This is a genomic window from Neorhizobium phenanthreniclasticum (assembly GCF_040066075.1).
GTDB classification, from domain to species: domain Bacteria; phylum Pseudomonadota; class Alphaproteobacteria; order Rhizobiales; family Rhizobiaceae; genus Neorhizobium; species Neorhizobium petrolearium.
Genome location: NZ_JBEAAL010000005.1, coordinates 102,147 through 123,161 on the forward strand (window position 1 = coordinate 102,147; position 21,015 = coordinate 123,161).

Here is a 21,015-nt window from a genome sequence, read left to right on the forward strand (position 1 = left end):
GCTTTTTCGATACGCGCCATGGCTGTGACGATCGGGCAACAGGAAAGCCTCAAGCATGTTTTCGCGTCGATTTGGCCTTTTCAATTCGCTCGCAAACGGTTAGAAAGACCGCGCATCTTAACGCCAATCCCAGGAGGCCTACATGGATATGACCGTGCTCTCGCGCCTCCGCTGCCAGAACATTTCGCATCTGGCTTAGGCGTTTCGCGGTTTCACGCAAACTCTTCCCTTTCTGATCCATTACGTGGCCGACACGCGGCCATGCTGTCTTGAATTTTCGCCGTCCGGCCCAAGGTTCGCATTGTGCGCGCAGGGCAGGCCGGTCATCCGATTTACGGAGCTATTTCCATGTTCTCGTGGTTCGAACGGCGTATCAATCCCTATCCGGACGAAACGCCCGCGCTGCCGCCCTCCGGCCTTGTCGCCTTTCTCTGGCATTACACAAAGCCGGTCTGGCCGTGGCTGGTCCTGATGTCCATCCTCACGACGTTGATTGCCGTCGGGGAAGTGGCGCTCTTCCAGTTCCTCGGCGATATCGTCGACTGGCTGTCAACTGCCGATCGCGAGACCTTCCTCGCGACCGAATGGCCGCGGCTGCTGATGATGGGGCTCGTCGTGCTGATCGGTCTGCCGGTCGTGGCGAGTCTCAACGCGCTCATCATGCACCAGATCCTGATGGGCAATTTTCCGATGATCGCCCGCTGGCAGATGCATCGCTTCCTGCTGCGGCATTCGATGACGTTCTTCGCCAACGAGTTTGCAGGCCGCGTCTCCACCAAGGTGATGCAGACGTCGCTCGCCATTCGCGAGACGGTGATGAAGGTGCTCGACGTCTTTGTGTACGTCGCGGTCTACTTCATCTCAATGATCGTGGTCGTTGCCAATGCCGACTGGCGGCTCGTCATCCCGCTGGTCGTCTGGATGATCCTCTATGCCGCGATCGTGGCCTATTACGTGCCGCGGCTGAGGACGATTTCGGCCGAGCAGGCGGATGCCCGCTCGCTCATGACCGGCCGCGTGGTCGACAGCTACACCAATATCGCCACGGTCAAGCTGTTTTCCCATGCCGGTCGCGAGGAGGGCTACGCCAAGGATGCGATGAACAGCTTTCTGGAGACGGTGCACCGGCAGATGCGCAAGGTCACCAATTTCCAGGTGCTGGTCTACCTCATCAACTGCGTGGCGCTCTTTGTTGTCGCGGGCATGTCCATCTGGTTCTGGTTGGCGAGTGCGATTTCGACCGGCGCCATCGCGATCGCCATCGGCCTCACGATGCGCATCAACGGTATGTCGCAGTGGATCATGTGGGAAGTCTCGGCCTTGTTCGAGAATATCGGCACGGTCTATGACGGCATGGCGATGATGACCAAGCCGCATGATGTGGTGGATCGGCCGGATGCTGCTGGGCTCGCCGCGAAGAAGGGGCATATCCGCTACGAGAACATCCGCTTCCACTACGGCAAGACGAAGGGCGTTATCGACGACCTCAGTCTCGACATCCCGGCTGGTCAGAAGGTCGGTCTTGTCGGGCGCTCCGGTGCCGGAAAGACGACACTGATGAACCTTCTCCTGCGTTTCTACGATCTGGAGGGCGGCCGCATCACCATCGACGGCCGGGATATTTCGACAGTGACGCAGGACAGCCTGCGCGCGCTGATCGGGGTGGTCACGCAGGATACTTCGCTCCTGCACCGGTCGATCCGCGACAACATTGCCTATGGCAAGCCGGAGGCGAGCGATGCGGAGGTGATCGAGGCGGCAAAGCGGGCGAACGCCTGGGACTTCATCGAAGGGCTCGTGGACATGCAGGGACGCAAGGGTCTCGACGCGCATGTCGGCGAACGCGGTGTGAAGCTCTCTGGCGGCCAGCGGCAGCGCATCGCGATTGCCCGCGTCTTCCTGAAGGACGCGCCGATCCTGGTGCTCGACGAGGCGACTTCGGCGCTCGACAGCGAAGTGGAAGCGGCGATCCAGGAAAACCTCTTCGCCCTGATGCAGGGCAAGACGGTGATCGCGATCGCCCACCGGCTGTCGACGCTCACCGAGATGGACCGGCTTATCGTGCTTGATCGGGGCCGGATCATCGAGACCGGCACGCATCAGGAGCTGGTCGCGTCCGGCGGCATCTATGCCGACCTCTGGAATCGCCAGTCGGGTGGGTTCATCGGCCATGAGGTGCCGGAAGAAGAGGCGGCGGAGTAATCCGCCGCCGTTTCGATTGTTCATCTCAAAGGGGCAGCCGACATTAAAAAAATGTAAGCCGGTCATCGGCTGCTTTTGCTTTGCCGGTTGCGGGAAACCGCCTATATCCGAGCTATGACAAGCTGGCTGTTCCGCACGTTCGAGAACTGGATCAAACCATTTGACAGGCGGGACGATCTCAAGCCGCCTGAGGACGTATTCGCCTTCATCTGGTTCTACATCTCGCAGGCCAAGGCTCCATTCCTGGTCATGCTCGTTCTGGGCGGTCTTACCGCTGCGATCGAGGCTGCGTTGTTCTGGTTCGTGGGCCGTCTCGTCGATATTCTTGCGACAGTGAAGCCCGGCGACGGATGGCATGGATTGCTTGCACAGCACGGAGCCGAGCTGTTCGGCATGCTTGTGCTGATCGGCGTCGTCCGTTTCCTGGTCACGCTTCTGACGGCGTTGACGGATCAGCAGATCATAACGCCCGGGTTTTACAACCTCGTGCGTTGGCAGTCCTATCTGCATGTCGCACGGCAATCGCTGACGTTCTTCCAGAACGATTTTTCCGGGCGGATCGTCACCAAGGTCTGGTCCGGCGGTCAGGCCGTCGGCGATCTGGTGACGTCGCTGATGGAAAGCGTCTGGTTCGTCTGCATCTATTCGGTTTCCATGCTGTTGCTCGTCGGCGGCCTGGACTGGCGGCTGGCCGTGGTCGTTTGCCTCTGGGTGTTCATCTTTTCGCTGCTCGCCCGCTATTTCGTTCCGCGCATCCGTTATCATTCCCGCGAAACGGCCGAAGCGGCCTCGATGCTGAATGGGCGCATGGTCGACGCCTATAGCAATATCCAGACGCTGCGTCTCTTCGGTCGCGACGAAGCCAATGACCGCTATATGCGCGAGGGCTTCGATATCTATCAGCGCACGCTGATCATGTTCACGCGCTTCATCACCGGAGTGCGGGCCTCGATGGCGCTTCTGTCCGGCGTGATGATTACCAGCATGGCCGCGCTCTGCATTCACCTGTGGCTTTCAGGCAAAATCAGCGCGGGCGCCGTGGCCTTCACTTTGGCGCTAGTGCTGCGTCTCAACTTCCTGCTCGGAAGACTCATGACGCAATTCAACGGCATCATGCGCAATTTCGGAACGGTGCAAAACGCCACCGAGCTTATTTCGCAGCCGATCGGGCTTGTGGATGCGCCGAACGCGGCCGAACTTGTCGTCAAGCGGCCGGAGATCCGTTTCGAAAACGTCAGCTTCCACTATGGCAGGAAGGGGGGCGTGATCGACAATCTCTCCCTCACCATCCGGCCGGGCGAGAAAATCGGCATCATCGGGCGCTCGGGGGCTGGCAAGTCGACGCTCGTCAACCTGCTGTTGCGCTTCTACGACCTTGAAGGCGGGCGCATCCTGATCGACGGTCAGGATATTTCAGAGGTCACACAGGAATCCCTGCGCGCCCGGATCGGCATGGTGACGCAGGATACATCGCTGCTGCATCGCTCAATCCGCGACAATATCCTGTTCGGTCGACCGGATGCGACGGAAGCGCAATTGCTCGACGCCGCAAGCAAGGCAGAAGCCGATAAATTCATCGCTGCGCTTGAAGATCAGCGTGGCCGCAAGGGTTTCGATGCACATGTGGGCGAGCGGGGTGTCAAGTTGTCGGGCGGCCAGCGTCAGCGCATCGCAATCGCCCGCGTCATGCTCAAGGATGCGCCCATCCTGGTGCTGGACGAGGCGACCTCGGCGCTCGATTCCGAAGTGGAAGCTGCGATCCAGTCCAATCTCGAACGGTTGATGCAGGGCAAGACCGTCATGGCGATCGCCCACAGGCTCTCCACCATCGCCGCCCTCGACCGACTCATCGTCATGGACGAAGGCCGGATCATCGAGGAAGGCAGCCATGACGAACTGATTGCGCGAGGCGGGCTCTATGCCGAGCTCTGGGCGAGGCAGTCCGGCGGTTTCCTTGCCGCCGACGCGGCGCAATAGGTCTAATCCCCGCTGCCGGCGCCGGTGATGGCGATTTCGGCTATGAGCCCGTAATGGTTCGAGCCATGTGCATCGGGAATCTGTGTCACCGACTTTATCTTCAACGGCGCCCGAACATAGACGTGGTCGATCGGCACGCCGAGCCTGCCGGCTCTGATCGGCCAGGTGGGCGGTTCCCATCCCCCGGTCTTGAGTTTCGTGATGCGCAGAAAACGGCGCATGTTCGGCGCCAGGCTCGATGCATTGAAATCACCCGAAAGAAGCAGGGGACCGGTCGTTTCGGCAATTGCCAGGGCGGCCCGGTTCAGTTCGAGCGAGTGGAAATTGTCGAAATAGGGCTTGGTCGTATGGATGCCGACAAAATTGATCGTCCGGCCCGCGACGGTGACCTTCGCCAGGATGAAACGTTCCGGGAAGATATCGCTGAGCGTCCGCACCTGAGGCGACTCAATCGGCACCTTGGACAGCATCAGCTGGTCGCAATCCTGGATGAGGATGCCGCATCCGATCCGGTAGGGATAGGTTTGCGCCAGTTCATTCATATGAACGCGCAGCGGCGCCGCCTCCATGATATTCACCAGATCAGCACCCGACGACAGGATCGTGCGGGTGATATTTTCCGTATTTTCATAATTGTCGTTGAGGATGTTGAAGGACATTAGCCGGAAGGTCGGCGCAGCGGCGTCGGACGCGGTCATCGGCTCTGCGAACTCGCGACTGATCAGCACGGCATGGCCCGTGAAGAGCAATGCTGCAGCAAAAAGCAGCCAGACGAGGAAGTGCCGTTTCACGACAAGGGCAATAAGCATCGCGAGGACACACATTGCCGCCGCGTGCAGCTGCAGGCTGTAAAGCGTGGCCAGAATCCAATGGGGATGGATGTAACGGGTGCCGATCGCGGCAAGCACAAGCGACACGATGACGCAGATGGCAACCGATATTGCTTGTCTCATTCAGGTCTGTCCGGAACGGCCGCCTCTTGTCGTGCGCCCGGCCTATCACGAGGCCTGGTTTGTTGCAATGCGGCATCCCGCGATGCGGTTAACGCTGGACGCTGGATTTCCGCGTTTTTTATGTTGCCACCTGCCTTCGCGGGGCCAAGTGCCGGATTTTCGTCTCGCTTGCGAGGCTCTCCACAGCCACGTTTCTTGCGGATTGGAAAGCCCCAGGTTTTCCTGCGATAAACTGGCCTCAGGCCCTTGCCAAGGCTGGACATATTTTGCGATCAAGCATAGAAGGCGCCGGATTGCCGGGGAATCTGTGTTGGAATTGTGTTCAGATGAGATTCGCCGGCCAGGGCTATGCGATTTCGCGAATTGCGTGAGAAGGAAGATTGAGCCGTGAGCGAGCACGACACACATAGCGAAACACTGGGCGAGCCCACTCGCCGTGATTTCCTTTACCTGACGACTGGCATGGCCGGCGTCGTCGGTGCGGTTTCGGTTGCCTGGCCGTTCATCGATCAGATGCGGCCGGACGCTTCCACGCTGGCGCTCGCCTCGATCGAAGTGAATGTCGGAGCTCTGGAGCCCGGCATGTCGCTGACCGTCAAGTGGCGGGGCAAGCCGGTCTTCATTCGCAACCGGACGCAGCAGGAAGTGGAAGAGGCGAATGCGGTTCCGCTCTCCGACCTCAAGGACCCGGTCGCCCGCAATGCCAACCTTCCGGCTGATGCCGAAGCGAAAGACATCGACCGGTCGGCCGGCGAGGGCAAGGAGAACTGGATCGTCATGATCGGTTCCTGCACGCATCTCGGCTGCGTGCCGCTCGGCCAGGCCGGCGATTTCGGCGGATGGTTCTGTCCTTGCCATGGCTCGCATTACGATACGGCCGGCCGTATCCGTAAGGGCCCGGCGCCACAGAACCTCGCCATTCCGACTTTCACATTTACGTCCGACACAGTGATTACGATCGGGTGAGGGGATTCATACCTATGAGCGGTCATTCCACATACCAGCCATCGACCGGCATCGAGAAGTGGATCGATTCGCGGCTTCCGCTGCCGCGCATGGTCCATGATAGCTTTGTCTCCTATCCCGTTCCCCGGAACCTGAATTACGCCTACACCTTCGGCGCCATGCTGTCGGTCATGCTCGTGGTGCAGATCCTCACCGGCGTGGTGCTTGCCATGCATTACGCCGCGTCGACCGGCGTCGCCTTCGACTCCGTCGAAAAGATCATGCGCGACGTGAATCACGGCTGGCTGCTGCGCTACATGCACGCGAACGGCGCGTCGTTCTTCTTTATCGCCGTCTACCTCCATATTGCCCGCGGCCTCTATTACGGCTCCTACAAGGCGCCGCGCGAAATCCTCTGGATCCTCGGCGTGGTGATCTACCTCCTGATGATGGCGACCGGCTTCATGGGCTATGTGCTTCCCTGGGGTCAGATGTCCTTCTGGGGCGCCACCGTCATCACCGGCTTCTTCTCGGCCTTTCCGCTGGTGGGCGAGTGGATTCAGACATTCCTGCTCGGCGGCTTCGCCGTCGACCAGCCGACGCTCAACCGCTTCTTCTCGCTGCACTATCTCTTGCCCTTCATGATCGCCGGCGTCGTCGTCCTGCACGTATGGGCCCTGCATGTCACCGGCCAGACCAACCCGACCGGCGTCGAGGTGAAATCCAAGACGGATACCGTCGCCTTCACGCCCTATGCGACGCTGAAGGACGCGCTCGGCGTATCGGTATTCCTGATCGTCTATGCCTGGTTCATCTTCTACATGCCGAACTATCTCGGCCACCCGGACAACTATATCCCGGCCAATCCGCTGAAGACGCCTGCTCATATCGTCCCGGAATGGTACTACCTGCCGTTCTACGCGATGTTGCGCGCCATCACCTTCAATGTCGGCCCGATCGACTCGAAGCTCGGCGGTGTTCTGGTGATGTTCGGTTCGATCATCGTCCTGTTCTTCCTGCCCTGGCTCGACACCTCGAAGGTTCGCTCTGCCGTCTACCGCCCATGGTACAAGCTGTTCTTCTGGCTGTTCGTCGCCGACTGCATCATGCTCGGCTGGCTCGGCGCTCAACCCGCCGAGGGCATCTTCGTCGTCATGTCGCAGCTCGGCACGCTCTACTACTTCGGCTTCTTCCTTGTGATCATGCCGCTGCTCGGCCTGTTCGAGACCCCGCGACGGATTCCGAACTCCATCACGGAAGCCGTGTTGGAAAAGAACGGCAAGTCCGCCGCTGCCACAGCCACAGCTAGCGTCTGACAGCTCGCGACCGAGAGGGATTAAAAAAATGAAAAAGCTTGTTGCAAGCCTCGTGTCGCTGGCCTTCATGGCAGGTCTCGGCGTCGCTTCGGCAGTGGCGCAGGAAAGCGGTGGCGAAGCCGGTGCGGAGCATGCGGAAGGCGGTACGCCGCATTATCCGATCAATCATCCGAAGCATGTCGACTGGAGCTTTGCAGGCCCGTTCGGCCACTACGACAAGGGCCAGCTTCAGCGGGGCCTGAAGGTCTACACCGAGGTCTGTTCCGCCTGCCATTCGATGAAGCTCGTCTCCTTCCGTACGCTCGAGGACCTCGGCTATTCGGAGGCGCAGGTGAAGGCCTTCGCCGGAAATTACGAGGTGCAGGACGGGCCGAACGACGATGGCGAGATGTTCGCCCGCAAGGCGCTGCCTTCGGACAATTTCCCGCCGCCCTATCCGAACGAGCAGGCCGCAGCAGCGTCCAACAACGGTGCCGCTCCGCCGGACATGTCGCTGCTTGCAAAGGCGCGCGGTATCACCCGCGGCTTCCCGCAGTTCATCTTCGACATCTTCACCCAGTACCAGGAAGGCGGGCCCGATTATATCTACTCGCTGATCACCGGCTACCAGGACCCGCCGGCAGGTGTCGAGGTTCCGGAAGGTACGCATTACAACCCGTATTTCGTTGCCTCGGCCTCTCTCGCCATGGCTCCGCCTATCAGCGACGACCAGGTGAGCTATGACGACGGGACGCCGCAGACGGTCGACCAGTATGCCAAGGATGTTTCCGCTTTCCTGATGTGGGCAGCCGAGCCGCATCTCGAAGAGCGCAAGCGGACCGGTTTCATGGTCATGGTTTTCTTGGTGATCTTCACCGGCCTGATCTACCTGACGAAAAAGTCGGTCTACGCCAACAAGGAACACTGAAACTTCGGTTTCAGAAGCCAATAGGAAGGCGACTTCGGTCGCCTTTTTTGTTGGGTGAATGGGCGCGACTTGATAGGCTCATTCCTCGTGGTCTCACCAATCCTTCCGGGCTCCCATGTCTTTCAAAACCGATCTCGCTCTCTCCATCCGGTCTATTCCGGATTATCCGAAACCCGGTATCATTTTCCGCGATATCACCACGCTGCTGGGGGATGCCGTTGCTTTCCGCCAGGCAGTCGATGAGCTTGTGAAACCCTATGTCGGCCTGGGCGTCGACAAGATCGCCGGCATCGAGGCGCGCGGCTTCATCCTAGGCGGCGCGCTGGCGCATCAACTCTCAGCGGGCTTCGTGCCGATCCGCAAGAAGGGCAAGCTGCCGCATGAGACCGTGCGGATGGCCTACAGTCTCGAATACGGCACGGACGAAATGGAGATGCATGTCGATGCGCTGAAGCCCGGCGAGAAGGTGATCCTGACCGACGATCTGATTGCCACAGGCGGTACGGCAGAAGGCGCAGTCAGGCTGCTCAGGCAGCTGGGCGCGGAGATCGTCTCGGCTTGTTTCGTCATCGACCTGCCGGATCTTGGCGGCCGCAAGAAACTCGAAGCGCTTGGGGTTGAGGTCCGAACGCTGGTGGAATTCGCCGGCCATTGAGAATTGGGCAGGCGAAGGCGCCTGCCGGCATAAGCGCCTAGTCGAATTCCAGTACAGTGCCTTCATACCGCATCACGACGTCGCCATGCTGGTTCACGCCGTCATTGACAGTCATGTTGATCCAGGTGCCGGGGCGCGAGGCGAGCGGGCGGCTTTCCGTCACGGAAATGGAATAGGTGATGCTGTCGCCGGCATAGACGGGCTTTAGCCACTGCAGCTTCTTGAAACCGGCAGAGGGGCCGAGTTTGGGCGGAGAGATCCCCTCGCTTTCGAGGCGCGCTGCTTCCTTCGTCCAATAGGCGATGTAGGTCTTCATCCAGCCGGCGCAGGTATGCCACCCGGATGCACAGAGACCGCCGAAGACGTAATCCCTTGCCGCCTCCGCATCGACGTGGAAGGGTTGCGGATCGAATTTCTTTGCAAAGCGGATGATATCCTCGGCGGTGAAGGCGAGGGTGCCGGTGATGATCTTGCGGCCCGGCGGGGAGAGTTCGATCAGTCTCACGCCGCGTTCTCCTGTGCCTCGCGGAGCCGCATCATGATCGGGTTTTCGCCGCGCATCACCACCTCGCCGTGCTGGTTCTCCACCTCGTGCAGGAATTTCACAAGGCCGATGCCGGGGCGGGAGCGGAGAGGGCGGGATTCGAGCACCGTGGAACGGCCGGAAAGTGTGTAGCCGGCCAGTACCGGCTTCTTCCATTGCATGAATTCGATGCCGGGCGACCCTTCCGACGACGAGCGCGACAGCCAGCCGTCGAACATCATGCGCATGAACATGCTCGCCGTATGCCAGCCGGAGGCCGACAGACCGCCGAGGATGCTGGCTTTGCCCGCCGCCTCGTCGAGATGCATGGGTTGAGGATCGAACTCGGCTGCGAATTCGATGATCTCTTCGGCCGTCACCCGTTTCGTCGCGAGCGGGAAAACGCGGCCCTCAGCGAAATCCTCGAAGAAATACCGTTCCTCCATCATCGGCGCCTCCGCCTCCCAGGTCAGGTGTTGAAGCGGAAGTGGATGACGTCGCCATCCTGCACGACGTATTCCTTGCCTTCGTCGCGCGCCTTGCCGGCCTCCTTGGCGCCCACCTCGCCACCATAGGCGATATAGTCGTCATAGGCGATGGTGAAGGCGCGGATGAAGCCACGCTCGAAGTCGGTATGGATAACACCGGCGGCGGCAGGTGCCTTGGTGCCGCGTACGATCGTCCAGGCGCGGGTTTCCTTTGGGCCGACGGTGAAATAGGTGATCAGGTCGAGGAGGTGGTACCCGGCGCGGATGAGGCGGTCGAGGCCCGCTTCTTCAAGCCCAAGAGCAGACAGGAACTCCTTCGCCTCGTCTTCCGGAAGCTGCGCGACCTCGGACTCGATCGCAGCCGAGATGATCACGCATTCGGCGCCCTGTTCCTTTGCCATGGCGGCGACGGCTTCGGTGTGCTTGTTGCCCGTCGAGGCGTCTGCCTCCGCGACGTTGCAGACGTAAAGAACCGGATGCGAGGTCAGAAGGTTGAGATCCTTCAGGATGCCGACCTCCTCGGTTGAAAGGGACTTCAGGAGCAGCCGGGCGGGCTTGCCGTCGTTCAGAAGCTTGATCACGGCTTCCATCACCGGCAGTTGCGCCATGGAATCCTTGTCCTTGCCGGTGGCGCGCTTGCGGGTCTGCTCGATGCGGCGCTCAAGGCTCTCCAGATCGGCGAGCATCAGTTCGGTCTCGATCGTGTCGGCATCTCCGACCGGATTTATGCGTCCTTCGACATGGGTGATGTCGTCGTCCTCGAAGCAGCGCAGCACATGCACCACCGCATCGACTTCGCGGATATTGGCCAGGAACTTGTTGCCGAGGCCCTCACCCTTGGACGCGCCGCGCACCAGGCCGGCGATGTCCACGAAGGAGATGCGGGTCGGGATGATTTCCTTGGAGCCTGCCACGGCCGCAAGCTTCTGCATGCGCGGATCGGGAACCGCCACTTCACCGGTGTTCGGTTCGATCGTGCAGAAGGGATAATTGGCCGCCTGCGCCGCGGCCGTCTTGGTGAGCGCATTGAAGAGCGTGGACTTGCCGACATTCGGCAGGCCCACGATACCGCATTTGAAACCCATGGGTCCGGACCCTGTATCTATGAAATTTTCGTTGCTGTGGCTATGGGGGAATGGGCGTGCCGGGTCAAGGGTTCGGCGGCAATAGAACATTCGATCACGCCGCGGTTGCTTGAAATATTCCGGGTGCGGTGCAATATAGCCGTATGCCTTGGCAGAGGCCCGTGTCATCAGGAGAAGCCGATGGCCGAAGACATCATCCTCAAACCAAAGACGATCACCAAGCCCAAGCTGGAGCGGCCGAAGCTCTACAAGGTCATTCTGGTGAACGACGACTATACGCCGCGCGAATTCGTCATCATGGTGCTGAAGGCCGTGTTCCGCATGAGCGAGGAGACCGGCTACCGCGTGATGCTGACCGCCCACCGCCTGGGCACTTCCGTGGTCGTGGTCTGCGCCAGGGATATTGCCGAGACCAAGTCCAAGGAAGCGATGGACCTCGCCAAGGAGGCCGGCTTTCCGCTGATGTTCACGACCGAGCCCGAAGAATAAACGGGCTTGCGACGGCGAGGGGCGTGCTTGCCTATTTCTTCTTCGCCCTGACGCCGAGCGATTCGGCCGTGATCCAGAAAACCGCATCCTGGGATTCGGCGGTTTCCAGCCACAGGAAGTCGAGATCGGGAAATTCCTCTTCCAGGATTTCACGACCGGAGCCGATCTCGCAGATCATGCCGCCATCGGGATTGAGGTGTTTCGGCGCTTCCGCCAGCAGGCTGCGGACGATGTCGAGCCCGTCTTCACCGCCGTCGAAGGCCATGGCCGGCTCGGCCTGAAACTCCTCCGGAAATGCTGCCATCGCCTCGTGATCGACATAGGGCGGGTTGGTGATGATCAGGTCGTATTTCTTCTTTCCGAGTGGTGCGAAGAGGTCGCCCTGATGAAGGGTCACCTGATCCTCGACATTGTGTTCCGCGAGATTGAGCGCGGCGACTTGCAGCGCATCGAAGGAGAGGTCGACGGCATCCACTTCCGCGTTCGGAAAAAATTTCGCGGCAAGCACCGCGAGGCATCCAGACCCCGTGCAGATGTCGACGGCGCTTTCGACGCTCAGTGGATCGGGCAGGAAGGAGGAGCCGTTCTCGCCGAGATATTCAGTGAACAGGATTTCACCGATATGGGAGCGGGGCACGATGACCCGTTCATCGACATGAAAGCGAACGCCCTGGATGTAGGCGCGACCGGTCAGATAGGAAGAGGGCTTTCTGGTGGTTACGCGCGTCTCGATGCGTTCGGCCAGCAGCTTGCGCTCCGACGGGAGCAGGCGCGCATCGAGAAAAGGATCGAGCGCATCGATCGGCAGGTCGAGGGAGTCGAGGATCAGGAAAGCGGCATCGTCGCCGGCTGTCGTCGTGCCGTGGCCGAAGCTCAGGTTCGCCGCGTTGAAGCGGGAGATCGCATAGCGCCAGTAGTCGCGCAGCGTGACCAGTTCGGCAGCTATGTTATCCGTGTCGAGAGCGTTAATCATCTGGTGCTTTTCAGTTTCCGTCTTGCATTGGGGGCTCGTAACCCCTCACTCACCCTTGCTGCCGAACATCTTCTTCAGCATCTCGGCCATGGGGCCGGTGGTCGGGATATTCGGTTTTGCGCCGCCGCGTGCCTGGTGGATGTGCGATTTACCAACAGGTTTTGGTTGCGGCGATTTTTCAGCTTTCGGCTTTTCCTCGTCCGGCTTGCCGCCGATCGCGAGCGCCAGCTTGTTCATGAGCTGCGAATCCTCTTGCCTCACCAGCATCTCGACATTGTCGGCCACCGCGTCGAGGAGGGGGGTGACCCAGGTCTGGTCGACCTTGGCGAAATCGCCGAGCACGTGGTTGTGCACGAGCTCCTTGGCCCCGGGATGACCGATGCCGAGACGCAGGCGGCGATAATCCTTGCCCAGATGGGCATCCAGCGATTTGATTCCATTGTGGCCGCCATGGCCGCCGCCCGTCTTGATGCGGGCCTTGCCGGGCGGCAGGTCGAGTTCGTCATAGATGGCGACGACATTTTGCGGGCCGAGCTTGTAGAAGCGCATGGCTTCGCCGACCGCCTCGCCGGAGAGGTTCATGAAGGTCTGCGGTTTCATCAGCAAGACTCTCTCGCCACCCAGCTCGCCTTCGGAAATCTCCGCCTTGAATTTTTTCGACCAGGGCGAGAATCCGGGTCGCCGCTGGATCGCGTCGACAGCCATGAAGCCGATATTGTGGCGGTTGCCCGCATATCTGGAGCCGGGATTGCCGAGACCTGCGATGATAAGCATATGGAGAAATCCGTTCTGCGCTGATCGCCTTCACCAACGCGAAACGCCGGCAAAGTCAACCTGTTTCCGTGAGCCACGTCGTCTATTGCGGTTCATCGATGCCGTAGCGCCTGAATATGGCGTCCTGAGCGCCGTTCCTGATCATCTCGTCGAGGTTTGCCTGCATCTTCGATATCAGTTCGTCCGGAACGTCCTTGTTGCAGGCTATGCCCAGACGCTGTTCGGAAAAGATCATGACCTGCTCGATCGGCGTTCCTTCCGCTTTCAGTTTCTCGTAGACGCCTTGCGACATCGGCATCATGTCGATGCGGTCACCGAGCAGTTTTCGGAGCGTGGTATCGAAGTCGGCACTCAGGTCGATCCGGGGAAAGCCGGAGTTCCTCAACAGAGCTTCCGTATAGTCTCCCCTATGGGTGCCGACCGCATATTGCCTGGCTTCCTCGATCGTGTTGGCATCGACCTTGGAGCCGATATGCCGGATGAGAATGTTGCGGTCGATGAAGAGCGGCATCACCCATTTGAAACGAGGCTCGCGCTCCGGCGTGCGGGCGGCAGCGAAGACACAGTGCATGGGCTGCGTCTCGGCAAGCATGATGGCGCGGGCCCAGGGCATGATCTCCATCACGAAAGGCGTTTCGACGCCATGCATGATGATCTCGATCTGGTCGACGCCGGCGCCACGATAAGTGCCGTCCGGCTCCCGATAGCCGAACGGCGGATAGGATTCGGTCGAAAACATGATCGGTTGTTGGGCAATGGCAGCCGGCGCGAGGCTGAGACCGGCAAGAAGCAGCGATGCAGTCTTCATCTTTTCCCTCCAGGCAAGCATGTAGCCATTTCTGACCCAGCATCTCGTCCGGAAGGCGCTGGCCGCTAACCTGCCATGAACCTTGCGTCGGATTGCCGGGCTGATAGGGCCGAGAGCAGTTCGGAAATTTCCCGGGGCTTCGAAAAGAGATAGCCCTGGGCATAATCGATGCCCATCTGTCTGAGCAAGGCGCGCTGTTCTTCGGTTTCGACGCCTTCGGCGACGACCTTGCAGTTCATCTTATGGGAAATGGCGCTGATGCCTTCGATCAGCATCCGGTTCTTGCTGCCGATATCATCCGCCTTGTCGGTGAGCGAACGGACGAAAGACTGGTCGATCTTGACGACATCGACCGGGAAACGGCTCATATAGCTCAGTGACGAATAGCCGGTGCCAAAATCGTCAAGTGCAATAAGGCAGCCGAATTGATGAAGCTCGTTGAGTATGGTGCGGATTTCGGGGTTGTCGTGCATCAACACCGCTTCGGTGATCTCTATCACAAGGCGCGACGGTTGCATGCCGTAATGACCAAGCAGGCCTGTCAGTCGCGCCAGCAAACCGGGCTCGAATTGCAGCGGCGAGAAATTCACGGCGACATATGCTTCTTCCATGCCGGGGAGACGAGAGACGCGCGCGAGGTTGGCCATCGCGTCTTCAAGGATGAGGTTGCCGATCTGACTGATCGAGCCGGTTTCCTCGGCAACGCTGATGATGCCGGCCGGTGACATCAGCCCCTTGCGCGGATGGCGCATGCGCATGAGGGCCTCGAAGCCGGAAGGAATGCCGGTGTCGATATCGACGATCGGCTGGAAATGTGCCTCGAACCAGCTTGCGGCGATGGCGACCTCAATGTCGCTCTCGATCTCCGCCCGTTCACGCGTCTGGTCGAGGATTGCGGGGTCGTAGACCTGTGCCCCGTTCTTGCCGTCGCGTTTGCGGGCATACATGGCCATGTCCGATTTTTGCAGAAGTTCGGCAGCACTGGCGGCGTGGCTGGGGTAGAAGGCGAGGCCGATGCTGGCGCTGAGCCGCACGCCGGTGCCCTGGATGCGGAAAGGCACCTCGAACGTATCGACAATCTTCTGGGCAAGCTCGGTCGCGCGGCGTTCGGTGCTTTCGCCAGCGATCAGTATGGCGAACTCGTCGCCCCCGAGGCGCGAGGCGCTGTCCGTATGGCGCAGCAGGGGGCGCGTCCGCTCGACGAACTGGCAAAGAACGCTGTCTCCGGCTGCGTGTCCGAGGTTGTCGTTGATTGCCTTAAAGCGGTCGAGGTCGACAAAAAGACAGGCGACTTCCGTCCTGGTCCTGTCCGCTTCGCTGATCTTCCGGTCGAGCATGGCTTCGAAACCCTGGCGGTTCAGAAGCCCGGTCAGATGGTCGGAGATCGCCTGCTGATGATTGCGCAGTTCCGACTGCTTGAGTTCGGTAACATCGGTCATGACGCTGAGCGAACCGGGCATGCTGGCTCCCGCAGCGCCCAGTTCCGTTTCGACAATCAGCACGTCCATCAGGCGGCCATCGGCGCAAAGGAAGCGGACGGTGACTTCCCTCGCCGGACCGTTTGATTTCCCCTGTGCCTTCCGCTGCCGATAGGTCTCCCGATCTGCAAAATCGACGAGATCCGAGAATGGGCGGCCGATGACGTCCTCGCGGCTATAGCCGGTGGCAAGAAGCCAGTAATCGCTGACCGCTGCGATCTGATCGCGGGGAGTGAGCGAAAACAGCATGGCCGGCGTCAGGTTATAGATTTCCGTCGTCTGCTGATGTGCCCGCTTGAGCTCGCGTTCCTCGCGTTCCAGCAGCGTCTGCATCTCGTTGAAACTTTTCGCCAGGCGCCCCATCTCGTCGTTCGAGCGCCAGTCGACGTGGTGGCGCGAGCCTAGCCGCCGTGTCGCCTCGATCGCGGCCGTCAGCCGCAGCAGGGGCTTGATCACCATTACGCGGTTGCCGAGGATCGCCACGCCGAAAACCGTCAGAATGGCGATGATGAAGATGGAGATGAAGGCCATTTCCATCTGGTGTAGTGCCGAGAACCATCCGAGTTCGGGCACATAGACGGTAATATTGCCGACATCCCGCATGCCCTGCGGCGACTTGTAGACGATAGGCTCGGAGATCGATTTCAGACCGCGGAAATCAGCGGGATTCACATCCACTTCGGAAATATTCAGCTTGCCCGTGCTGTCGTTGATCTGCACCCCCTGAATGGCAGGGTCGGCCACCAGCATGGATGCGATCTGGTGGATGCTATCCGTATCGAGCTCCCAGAGCGGCTTGCCGAGCGCCTGGGAATTGGTGACCAGCACGAGATTGACGTGCTCGCTGAGGTTTACGGCAGCCTGTTGCGAGGAAAGCGCCAGGAACAGCGTGAACAGCGGTGCGACGACGACCAGAAGCGCGCCAGAAATGATCGCGATAAAACGGCTCTCAACGGAACGACTCATCCGTCTTCCCTGCAATATATCTTCCGGTTGATGCCGGATTGTCCCCTCATGCTGAAGCAGTGAGCATAGTTTCACGCATTCATTAAACTTCACTGAAACGAATATGCCAAGATTTGAAAGAATTGCGGAAATAGCGTTGCGACATTGTGTTCTGTGGCCAATAGAAAACCCGCCTTCTCGCGAAGGCGGGTTTCGAGATCAAACATTCTGCTTTGATTTGCTTATTCAGCTTCGGAAGCAGGCGTTTCTTCCTGGGCTTCCTCAACGCCGCCGGCCGGAGCAACGATGGTCGCGATGGTGAAATCGCGATCGGCGATGACCGGGCGCACACCCTTCGGCAGGGTGACGGCGGAAATATGGATGCTGTCGCCGATCTTGGCGCCGGTGAGGTCAACCGTGATGAATTCCGGGATGGCGTTTGCCGGGCAATGGAATTCGACCGCGTGACGAACGATGTTGAGAACGCCGCCGATCTTGACTGCGGACTTCTCTTCGTTGACGAAGTGAACCGGCACTTCGACGGTGACGTCCGTGTCGCCGGAGACGCGCAGGAAATCCACGTGCATGGTGAAATCACGGACCGGATCGAGCTGGTAGTCTTTCGGCAGGACCTGGATCTTCTGGCCGTTGACATCGATCGTTGCAATGGTGGTCATGAAACCGCCGGCATGGATGCGCTTCGTCACTTCATTGGTCGAGAGTGCGATCGCGAGGGGGGCCTGCTTGTCACCATAGATGACAGCGGGAATGAAACCGTTGCGGCGAAGTTCACGGGAGGACCCCTTACCTACCCGTTCGCGCGCCTCGGCCTTGAGCTCGTAAGATGCGTGGCTCATGGCATGTCCTTTCGAGGTTGTTTGGAGAGTTTTCCGCAAGCGCTGGCCGCTGCGTCAAACCGAAGGCACGAGGTGCACTTCATCCGCGTTGCCTCCAAGGGTGTCTACGCGGACCGGCGGGCTATAATACAACAGGGTTTGGAGTGCAAGCTTTTCAGCCCGGAAAGGCGCTGGTTCAACTTGACTTCCCGAACCCATCTTCCAAATTGGCCTGTGATTGAACACGGGAAGGGCTGTGCATGAAAAGAACCTTGATCGCGACCGGTTTGGTAGCGGCATTTTCGATCTATTCCGTGCAAGCGGCGGAGATCGACGATCGGGGCGCCCGCATGCTCAAGGACAATCTGAGCCATTTCCTGCCGGATTCCGCGCGCAGCAGCGGCTTTCTGACTGTGAGGCCGGCCGGTGACCGTTACGAGGTCACCTACGACATCGCCAGGCTTATCGAGACGATCGACAAGAAGAATTTCACGGTCTCGGGCCTGACGCCGTTCACGCTCTTCGCGGCGCCACTCAATAATGGGCAGTGGAAGCTGAACAGCGACAGCAACATGAATTTCTCCGTGCAGGGCAGGGCGCCTGATGGGAAGCCGACCAGCCTGACCTATTCCGTCACGGACGCCGTGTTTTCCGGCATTTTCGATCCGGCAATCAGCTATCTGCGTTCGGGCGAGGCGACATCCGGTCCGATCCGCATGGTGTCGAAAAGCGGAACGGAAGAGATCGAAGCAAGCTTCGCGGGCATGAACTACTCCCTCGGGGCGACGAATAGCGCGACCGCCGGAGCTACGGATTTTCACGGCACAGGGTCGTTTTCGAGGTTCTACGAGCGGATCGCCACTCCACAGGCGCCTCCGGTGCAGATACGCGCCGAGAGCCTCGATTTCGACGTCGGCGTCGAAGGCGTGGTCGCGCAGAATATCCAGAAACTCGTCTCGTTCATGCTGGAACTGGTCAAGGATGAACGGCCCTCGGAAGCCGAGATCGCAGAGTTGAAGGAACTCATCCGCAGTGCGATGCCGTTCTTCACATCGCTTTCGGAGAAAATCGCGTTCAACAAGTTCACCGTGGCAAGTCAGGTCGGTGATATCGGGGTCGATAAGCTCAACTATACCCTGACGATGACGGAGCCCTCCGAGGCGACGCGCATCGGCGTCGGTCTCGGCGTGGAGAAGATTTCCACACCGTCCGGTCTTGTCCCGGAAGTCTATGCTCGGCTGGTGCCTGATATGGCCGAGATGGAAGTCGGGATCGCCGCTCTCAATTTCACGCGCTTTGTGGATACCTTGATGGAGATGGATCTGTCGAAGCCTGGACCATTGCCGGAGGCAGAAAGCGAGCGTCTGGGCAAGGCGATCCTCGATGACGGCCAGCTGACGATCGATTTTCCGAAAATCATTGCCAGATCGTCGCTCTACGATGTCGAGGCGTCAGGCGAGATCAGCGGCTACCCGGACCAGAAGGATCGCTACAATCTCGAAACCTCGATCCTCGCCCGCGATATCGACAGATTGATCCAGTATTTCCAGGGGGCTGCCAAGGTTGATCCGCAGTTCAACCAGGTTTCCTTCGCCATCATGATGGCAAAAGGCATGGCGAAAACGGAGCCGGACGGACGGCTGCGTTGGGATATCAGATTCGAGGACGGGAAGGCACTCAGCGTCAACGGGCAAGTGATCCAGTAAGGCCGATCCAGTAAAGCACCCGCCACTCGACCTAGCGCCGGGGCTCGCCACCCGGCGCATAGACGCTTTTCTGCTCGAAGCGGAACTTGTGGCCGCACTGGCCGCAACGCAGCATGTATTTGCGCGGATCGGTGGACGCGAACTCCGTGGAGAAGCCAAGCGGCAATTCATCGATATGGAAATCGCGATTGCTCTGCCGCTTGTCATCCGTTTCGGAGACTTCGGCAAAACCGGTGTTGCCGCATTGGGAACATTCGAGTTTTCGGGAATAGCGGTCGCGTGCGGCCATGCGGAACTCCTTGGAAAGGCGCTTAACTAACCGAAGCCGCGCCGCAAAGCAAAACGCCGGAACAGCTGTCCCGACGTTTTGCCGATCAATTTTTCACTTGCTCCTTGTCCGCATTCAGCGGCGGCATTCGCCGGAAGCAACAACGCCAAATCCGGCATTGGCGGCTTCGCAGGCATTCGGAAAAGTCTGCGTCCGCGATCCACGCTGACCGCAGACCGGGCGGTATTCGCGCGTGCAGAAGCCGGACTGTTCAGGCCTTCCGGGACGATCCGGCCTGTCGGGACGACCAGGCTGGTTCCAATCCGGGCGATCGGGACGATCCGGACGGCCCTGCGGAGGAAGCGGTCCAGGCTGGCGACGGCATTCGCCGGAGCTTACGATACGGAAGCCGCGTCCGCGCGCCTGGCAGGCATTGCCGAAGGTTTCAAAGCGCCCGCCGCGCTCGCCGCAGACCGGCCGATATTCCATTGTGCACATTTGCGGTTGCGGCTCGGGTCGTGGAGGCCGCTGCGGAGGATAATAACCTCCGGGTCCCGGGCCGCCCTCGACGCAGCCTGAAAGCATGGGAATAAGCAGGAACAGGGCCAATCTCTTCGATTGTCCGGAAAAGGAAACCATAGCGACTCACTCCTCGTTGTACGCACGAGGAGCTTATCGGAACATGTTTTACCGAAAAAGGTCAGTCGAACAGGCTGGAGACGGACGATTCCATCGCCGTGCGGTTGATCGCTTCACCAAGCAGGCTGGCGGTGGTGATGACACGGATATTGGGAGCCGATTGCACCGCGGTCGTCGGCTGGATGGAGTCGGTGATTACCAGTTCGCGCAGCTTGGAAGCGGCGATACGGGCAACCGCGCCGCCCGACAGCACGCCATGGGTGATATAGGCCGTGACGCTGGTGGCGCCGTTCTTCAGCAGCGCCTCGGCAGCGTTGCAGAGCGTGCCGCCGGAATCGACGATGTCGTCGATCAGCAGACAGTCCTTGCCGGAGACGTCACCAATGACGTTCATGACTTCGGATTCACCGGCACGCTCGCGGCGCTTGTCGACGATGGCAAGCTGACATTCTATACGCTTGGCGAGCGCACGGGCGCGCACGACGCCGCCGACATCCGGCGAAACGACCATGACGTTGTTCAGGTCATAGTGTTCCTTGACGTCGCGGGCGAGGATCGGCACCGCGAAGAGATTGTCGGTCGGGATATCGAAGAAGCCCTGGATCTGGCCGGCATGCAGGTCGAGCGTCAGCACGCGGTCGGCACCGGCCTCGGTGATCAGGTTGGCGACGAGCTTGGCGGAAATCGGTGTGCGGGGGCCGGCCTTGCGGTCCTGGCGGGCATAGCCGAAATAGGGGAGGACGGCGGTGATGCGCTTGGCGGAAGACCGCCGGAACGCATCGATCATGATCAGCAGTTCCATCAGGTGGTCGTTGGTCGGAAAGGACGTGGACTGGATGACGAAAACGTCTTCCCCGCGTACATTCTCCTGGATTTCAACGAAGATTTCCTGGTCTGCAAATCGCCTTACACTGGCTTTTCCGACTGGAACATTGAGATAGCTGCAGATCGCGTCGGCGAGGTGCCGGTTCGAATTGCCTGCGAAAACCTTCATTGCGGTCCGCCTGTTTTGAAGCTGGATGCGGGCCTTTTACCGCCGCCGGCCCCG

Annotated in this window: 20 protein-coding genes; 8 read left to right on the top strand and 12 right to left on the bottom strand. The window is 59.9% G+C overall.

What is annotated here, in order from left to right:
- Positions 1-348: 348 nt before the first annotated feature.
- Together ABK249_RS09415 and ABK249_RS09420 are read left to right on the top strand one after the other, a co-directional pair.
- The gene (locus ABK249_RS09415) at positions 349-2,202 is read left to right on the top strand and encodes an ABC transporter ATP-binding protein (RefSeq protein WP_348862694.1); all 1,854 of its coding nucleotides are present in this window, start codon (positions 349-351) and stop codon (positions 2,200-2,202) included.
- Positions 2,203-2,316: 114 nt separating this feature from the next.
- Positions 2,317-4,179 (top strand): ABC transporter ATP-binding protein, encoded by a 1,863-nt coding sequence (locus tag ABK249_RS09420; RefSeq protein ID WP_348862695.1) that lies wholly within the window; start codon positions 2,317-2,319, stop codon positions 4,177-4,179.
- A 2-nt stretch (positions 4,180-4,181) separates the two neighbouring features.
- Here the strand turns inward: ABK249_RS09420 and ABK249_RS09425 are convergent, their stop codons facing one another.
- Positions 4,182-5,132 carry an endonuclease/exonuclease/phosphatase family protein gene (locus ABK249_RS09425; protein ID WP_348862696.1) on the bottom strand — a complete coding sequence of 317 codons (951 nt, stop codon included), beginning with the start codon at positions 5,130-5,132 and terminating at the stop codon, positions 4,182-4,184.
- Positions 5,133-5,519: 387 nt separating this feature from the next.
- Here ABK249_RS09425 and petA point away from each other — a divergent pair, with 387 nt between their 5' ends.
- The 4 genes from petA (at position 5,520) to ABK249_RS09445 (ending at position 8,955) form a co-directional block, all read left to right on the top strand.
- Entirely contained in the window at positions 5,520-6,098 is a 579-nt protein-coding gene (gene petA, locus ABK249_RS09430; protein WP_227703254.1) for a ubiquinol-cytochrome c reductase iron-sulfur subunit, read from the top strand.
- Positions 6,099-6,112: 14 nt separating this feature from the next.
- Positions 6,113-7,393 carry a cytochrome b gene (locus tag ABK249_RS09435; RefSeq protein ID WP_037148034.1) on the top strand — a complete coding sequence of 427 codons (1,281 nt, stop codon included), beginning with the start codon at positions 6,113-6,115 and terminating at the stop codon, positions 7,391-7,393.
- A gap of 28 nt (positions 7,394-7,421) precedes the next feature.
- Positions 7,422-8,300, top strand: coding sequence for a cytochrome c1 (locus ABK249_RS09440; RefSeq protein WP_227703253.1), 879 nt, complete (start codon positions 7,422-7,424; stop codon positions 8,298-8,300).
- Positions 8,301-8,415: 115 nt separating this feature from the next.
- Positions 8,416-8,955 carry an adenine phosphoribosyltransferase gene (locus ABK249_RS09445; protein ID WP_037148030.1) on the top strand — a complete coding sequence of 180 codons (540 nt, stop codon included), beginning with the start codon at positions 8,416-8,418 and terminating at the stop codon, positions 8,953-8,955.
- Positions 8,956-8,992: 37 nt separating this feature from the next.
- On the opposite strand, the gene ABK249_RS09450 is transcribed toward ABK249_RS09445, so the two are convergent.
- The 3 genes from ABK249_RS09450 to ychF are packed head-to-tail and all read right to left on the bottom strand — an operon-like array spanning position 8,993 to position 11,051.
- A complete protein-coding gene (locus tag ABK249_RS09450) occupies positions 8,993-9,460 on the bottom strand; it encodes a MaoC family dehydratase (protein ID WP_348862698.1) in 468 nt (155 codons plus the stop codon).
- Positions 9,457-9,927 carry a MaoC family dehydratase gene (locus tag ABK249_RS09455; RefSeq protein ID WP_348862699.1) on the bottom strand — a complete coding sequence of 157 codons (471 nt, stop codon included), beginning with the start codon at positions 9,925-9,927 and terminating at the stop codon, positions 9,457-9,459. The genes ABK249_RS09450 and ABK249_RS09455 overlap by 4 nt, the downstream gene beginning before the upstream one ends.
- A 20-nt stretch (positions 9,928-9,947) precedes the next feature.
- Entirely contained in the window at positions 9,948-11,051 is a 1,104-nt protein-coding gene (ychF, locus tag ABK249_RS09460) for a redox-regulated ATPase YchF (protein WP_348862700.1), read from the bottom strand.
- A gap of 180 nt (positions 11,052-11,231) precedes the next feature.
- Between ychF and clpS the strand changes: the two genes are divergently transcribed.
- Entirely contained in the window at positions 11,232-11,540 is a 309-nt protein-coding gene (clpS, locus tag ABK249_RS09465) for an ATP-dependent Clp protease adapter ClpS (RefSeq protein ID WP_037148023.1), read from the top strand.
- Between the two features lie 31 nt (positions 11,541-11,571).
- Here clpS and prmB read toward each other — a convergent pair whose 3' ends face one another.
- From prmB to ABK249_RS09490, 5 genes are all read right to left on the bottom strand, one after another.
- Positions 11,572-12,513 carry a 50S ribosomal protein L3 N(5)-glutamine methyltransferase gene (gene prmB / locus ABK249_RS09470; RefSeq protein WP_348862701.1) on the bottom strand — a complete coding sequence of 314 codons (942 nt, stop codon included), beginning with the start codon at positions 12,511-12,513 and terminating at the stop codon, positions 11,572-11,574.
- A 45-nt stretch (positions 12,514-12,558) separates the two neighbouring features.
- The gene (gene pth, locus ABK249_RS09475) at positions 12,559-13,287 is read right to left on the bottom strand and encodes an aminoacyl-tRNA hydrolase (protein ID WP_348862702.1); all 729 of its coding nucleotides are present in this window, start codon (positions 13,285-13,287) and stop codon (positions 12,559-12,561) included.
- 82 nt (positions 13,288-13,369) lie between these two features.
- Positions 13,370-14,095, bottom strand: coding sequence for a substrate-binding periplasmic protein (locus ABK249_RS09480; protein ID WP_348862703.1), 726 nt, complete (start codon positions 14,093-14,095; stop codon positions 13,370-13,372).
- Positions 14,096-14,160: 65 nt separating this feature from the next.
- A complete protein-coding gene (locus tag ABK249_RS09485) occupies positions 14,161-16,539 on the bottom strand; it encodes an EAL domain-containing protein (RefSeq protein WP_348862704.1) in 2,379 nt (792 codons plus the stop codon).
- A 221-nt stretch (positions 16,540-16,760) separates the two neighbouring features.
- The gene (locus tag ABK249_RS09490) at positions 16,761-17,375 is read right to left on the bottom strand and encodes a 50S ribosomal protein L25/general stress protein Ctc (RefSeq protein WP_037148015.1); all 615 of its coding nucleotides are present in this window, start codon (positions 17,373-17,375) and stop codon (positions 16,761-16,763) included.
- A gap of 239 nt (positions 17,376-17,614) precedes the next feature.
- Here ABK249_RS09490 and ABK249_RS09495 point away from each other — a divergent pair, with 239 nt between their 5' ends.
- The gene (locus ABK249_RS09495) at positions 17,615-19,060 is read left to right on the top strand and encodes a hypothetical protein (RefSeq protein ID WP_348862705.1); all 1,446 of its coding nucleotides are present in this window, start codon (positions 17,615-17,617) and stop codon (positions 19,058-19,060) included.
- A 31-nt stretch (positions 19,061-19,091) separates the two neighbouring features.
- Here the strand turns inward: ABK249_RS09495 and ABK249_RS09500 are convergent, their stop codons facing one another.
- The 3 genes from ABK249_RS09500 to ABK249_RS09510 all read right to left on the bottom strand — a co-directional run bounded on the left by ABK249_RS09500 (position 19,092) and on the right by ABK249_RS09510 (position 20,961).
- Entirely contained in the window at positions 19,092-19,349 is a 258-nt protein-coding gene (locus tag ABK249_RS09500; protein WP_037148011.1) for a hypothetical protein, read from the bottom strand.
- A 114-nt stretch (positions 19,350-19,463) separates the two neighbouring features.
- Positions 19,464-19,967 (bottom strand): Kazal-type serine protease inhibitor family protein, encoded by a 504-nt coding sequence (locus ABK249_RS09505; protein ID WP_415926430.1) that lies wholly within the window; start codon positions 19,965-19,967, stop codon positions 19,464-19,466.
- A gap of 61 nt (positions 19,968-20,028) precedes the next feature.
- Positions 20,029-20,961 (bottom strand): ribose-phosphate pyrophosphokinase, encoded by a 933-nt coding sequence (locus ABK249_RS09510; RefSeq protein ID WP_037148006.1) that lies wholly within the window; start codon positions 20,959-20,961, stop codon positions 20,029-20,031.
- Positions 20,962-21,015 lie beyond the last annotated feature (54 nt).

Coding starts and splice junctions, on each gene's coding strand:
- ABK249_RS09415 (WP_348862694.1), top strand. CDS start 349: ATGTTCTCGTGGTTCGAACGGCGTATCAATCCCTATCCGGACGAAACG.
- ABK249_RS09420 (WP_348862695.1), top strand. CDS start 2,317: ATGACAAGCTGGCTGTTCCGCACGTTCGAGAACTGGATCAAACCATTT.
- ABK249_RS09425 (WP_348862696.1), bottom strand. CDS start 5,132: ATGAGACAAGCAATATCGGTTGCCATCTGCGTCATCGTGTCGCTTGTG.
- ABK249_RS09435 (WP_037148034.1), top strand. CDS start 6,113: ATGAGCGGTCATTCCACATACCAGCCATCGACCGGCATCGAGAAGTGG.
- ABK249_RS09440 (WP_227703253.1), top strand. CDS start 7,422: ATGAAAAAGCTTGTTGCAAGCCTCGTGTCGCTGGCCTTCATGGCAGGT.
- ABK249_RS09445 (WP_037148030.1), top strand. CDS start 8,416: ATGTCTTTCAAAACCGATCTCGCTCTCTCCATCCGGTCTATTCCGGAT.
- ABK249_RS09455 (WP_348862699.1), bottom strand. CDS start 9,927: ATGATGGAGGAACGGTATTTCTTCGAGGATTTCGCTGAGGGCCGCGTT.
- ychF (WP_348862700.1), bottom strand. CDS start 11,051: ATGGGTTTCAAATGCGGTATCGTGGGCCTGCCGAATGTCGGCAAGTCC.
- clpS (WP_037148023.1), top strand. CDS start 11,232: ATGGCCGAAGACATCATCCTCAAACCAAAGACGATCACCAAGCCCAAG.
- prmB (WP_348862701.1), bottom strand. CDS start 12,513: ATGATTAACGCTCTCGACACGGATAACATAGCTGCCGAACTGGTCACG.
- pth (WP_348862702.1), bottom strand. CDS start 13,287: ATGCTTATCATCGCAGGTCTCGGCAATCCCGGCTCCAGATATGCGGGC.
- ABK249_RS09480 (WP_348862703.1), bottom strand. CDS start 14,095: ATGAAGACTGCATCGCTGCTTCTTGCCGGTCTCAGCCTCGCGCCGGCT.
- ABK249_RS09485 (WP_348862704.1), bottom strand. CDS start 16,539: ATGAGTCGTTCCGTTGAGAGCCGTTTTATCGCGATCATTTCTGGCGCG.
- ABK249_RS09490 (WP_037148015.1), bottom strand. CDS start 17,375: ATGAGCCACGCATCTTACGAGCTCAAGGCCGAGGCGCGCGAACGGGTA.
- ABK249_RS09495 (WP_348862705.1), top strand. CDS start 17,615: ATGAAAAGAACCTTGATCGCGACCGGTTTGGTAGCGGCATTTTCGATC.
- ABK249_RS09500 (WP_037148011.1), bottom strand. CDS start 19,349: ATGGCCGCACGCGACCGCTATTCCCGAAAACTCGAATGTTCCCAATGC.
- ABK249_RS09505 (WP_415926430.1), bottom strand. CDS start 19,967: ATGGTTTCCTTTTCCGGACAATCGAAGAGATTGGCCCTGTTCCTGCTT.
- ABK249_RS09510 (WP_037148006.1), bottom strand. CDS start 20,961: ATGAAGGTTTTCGCAGGCAATTCGAACCGGCACCTCGCCGACGCGATC.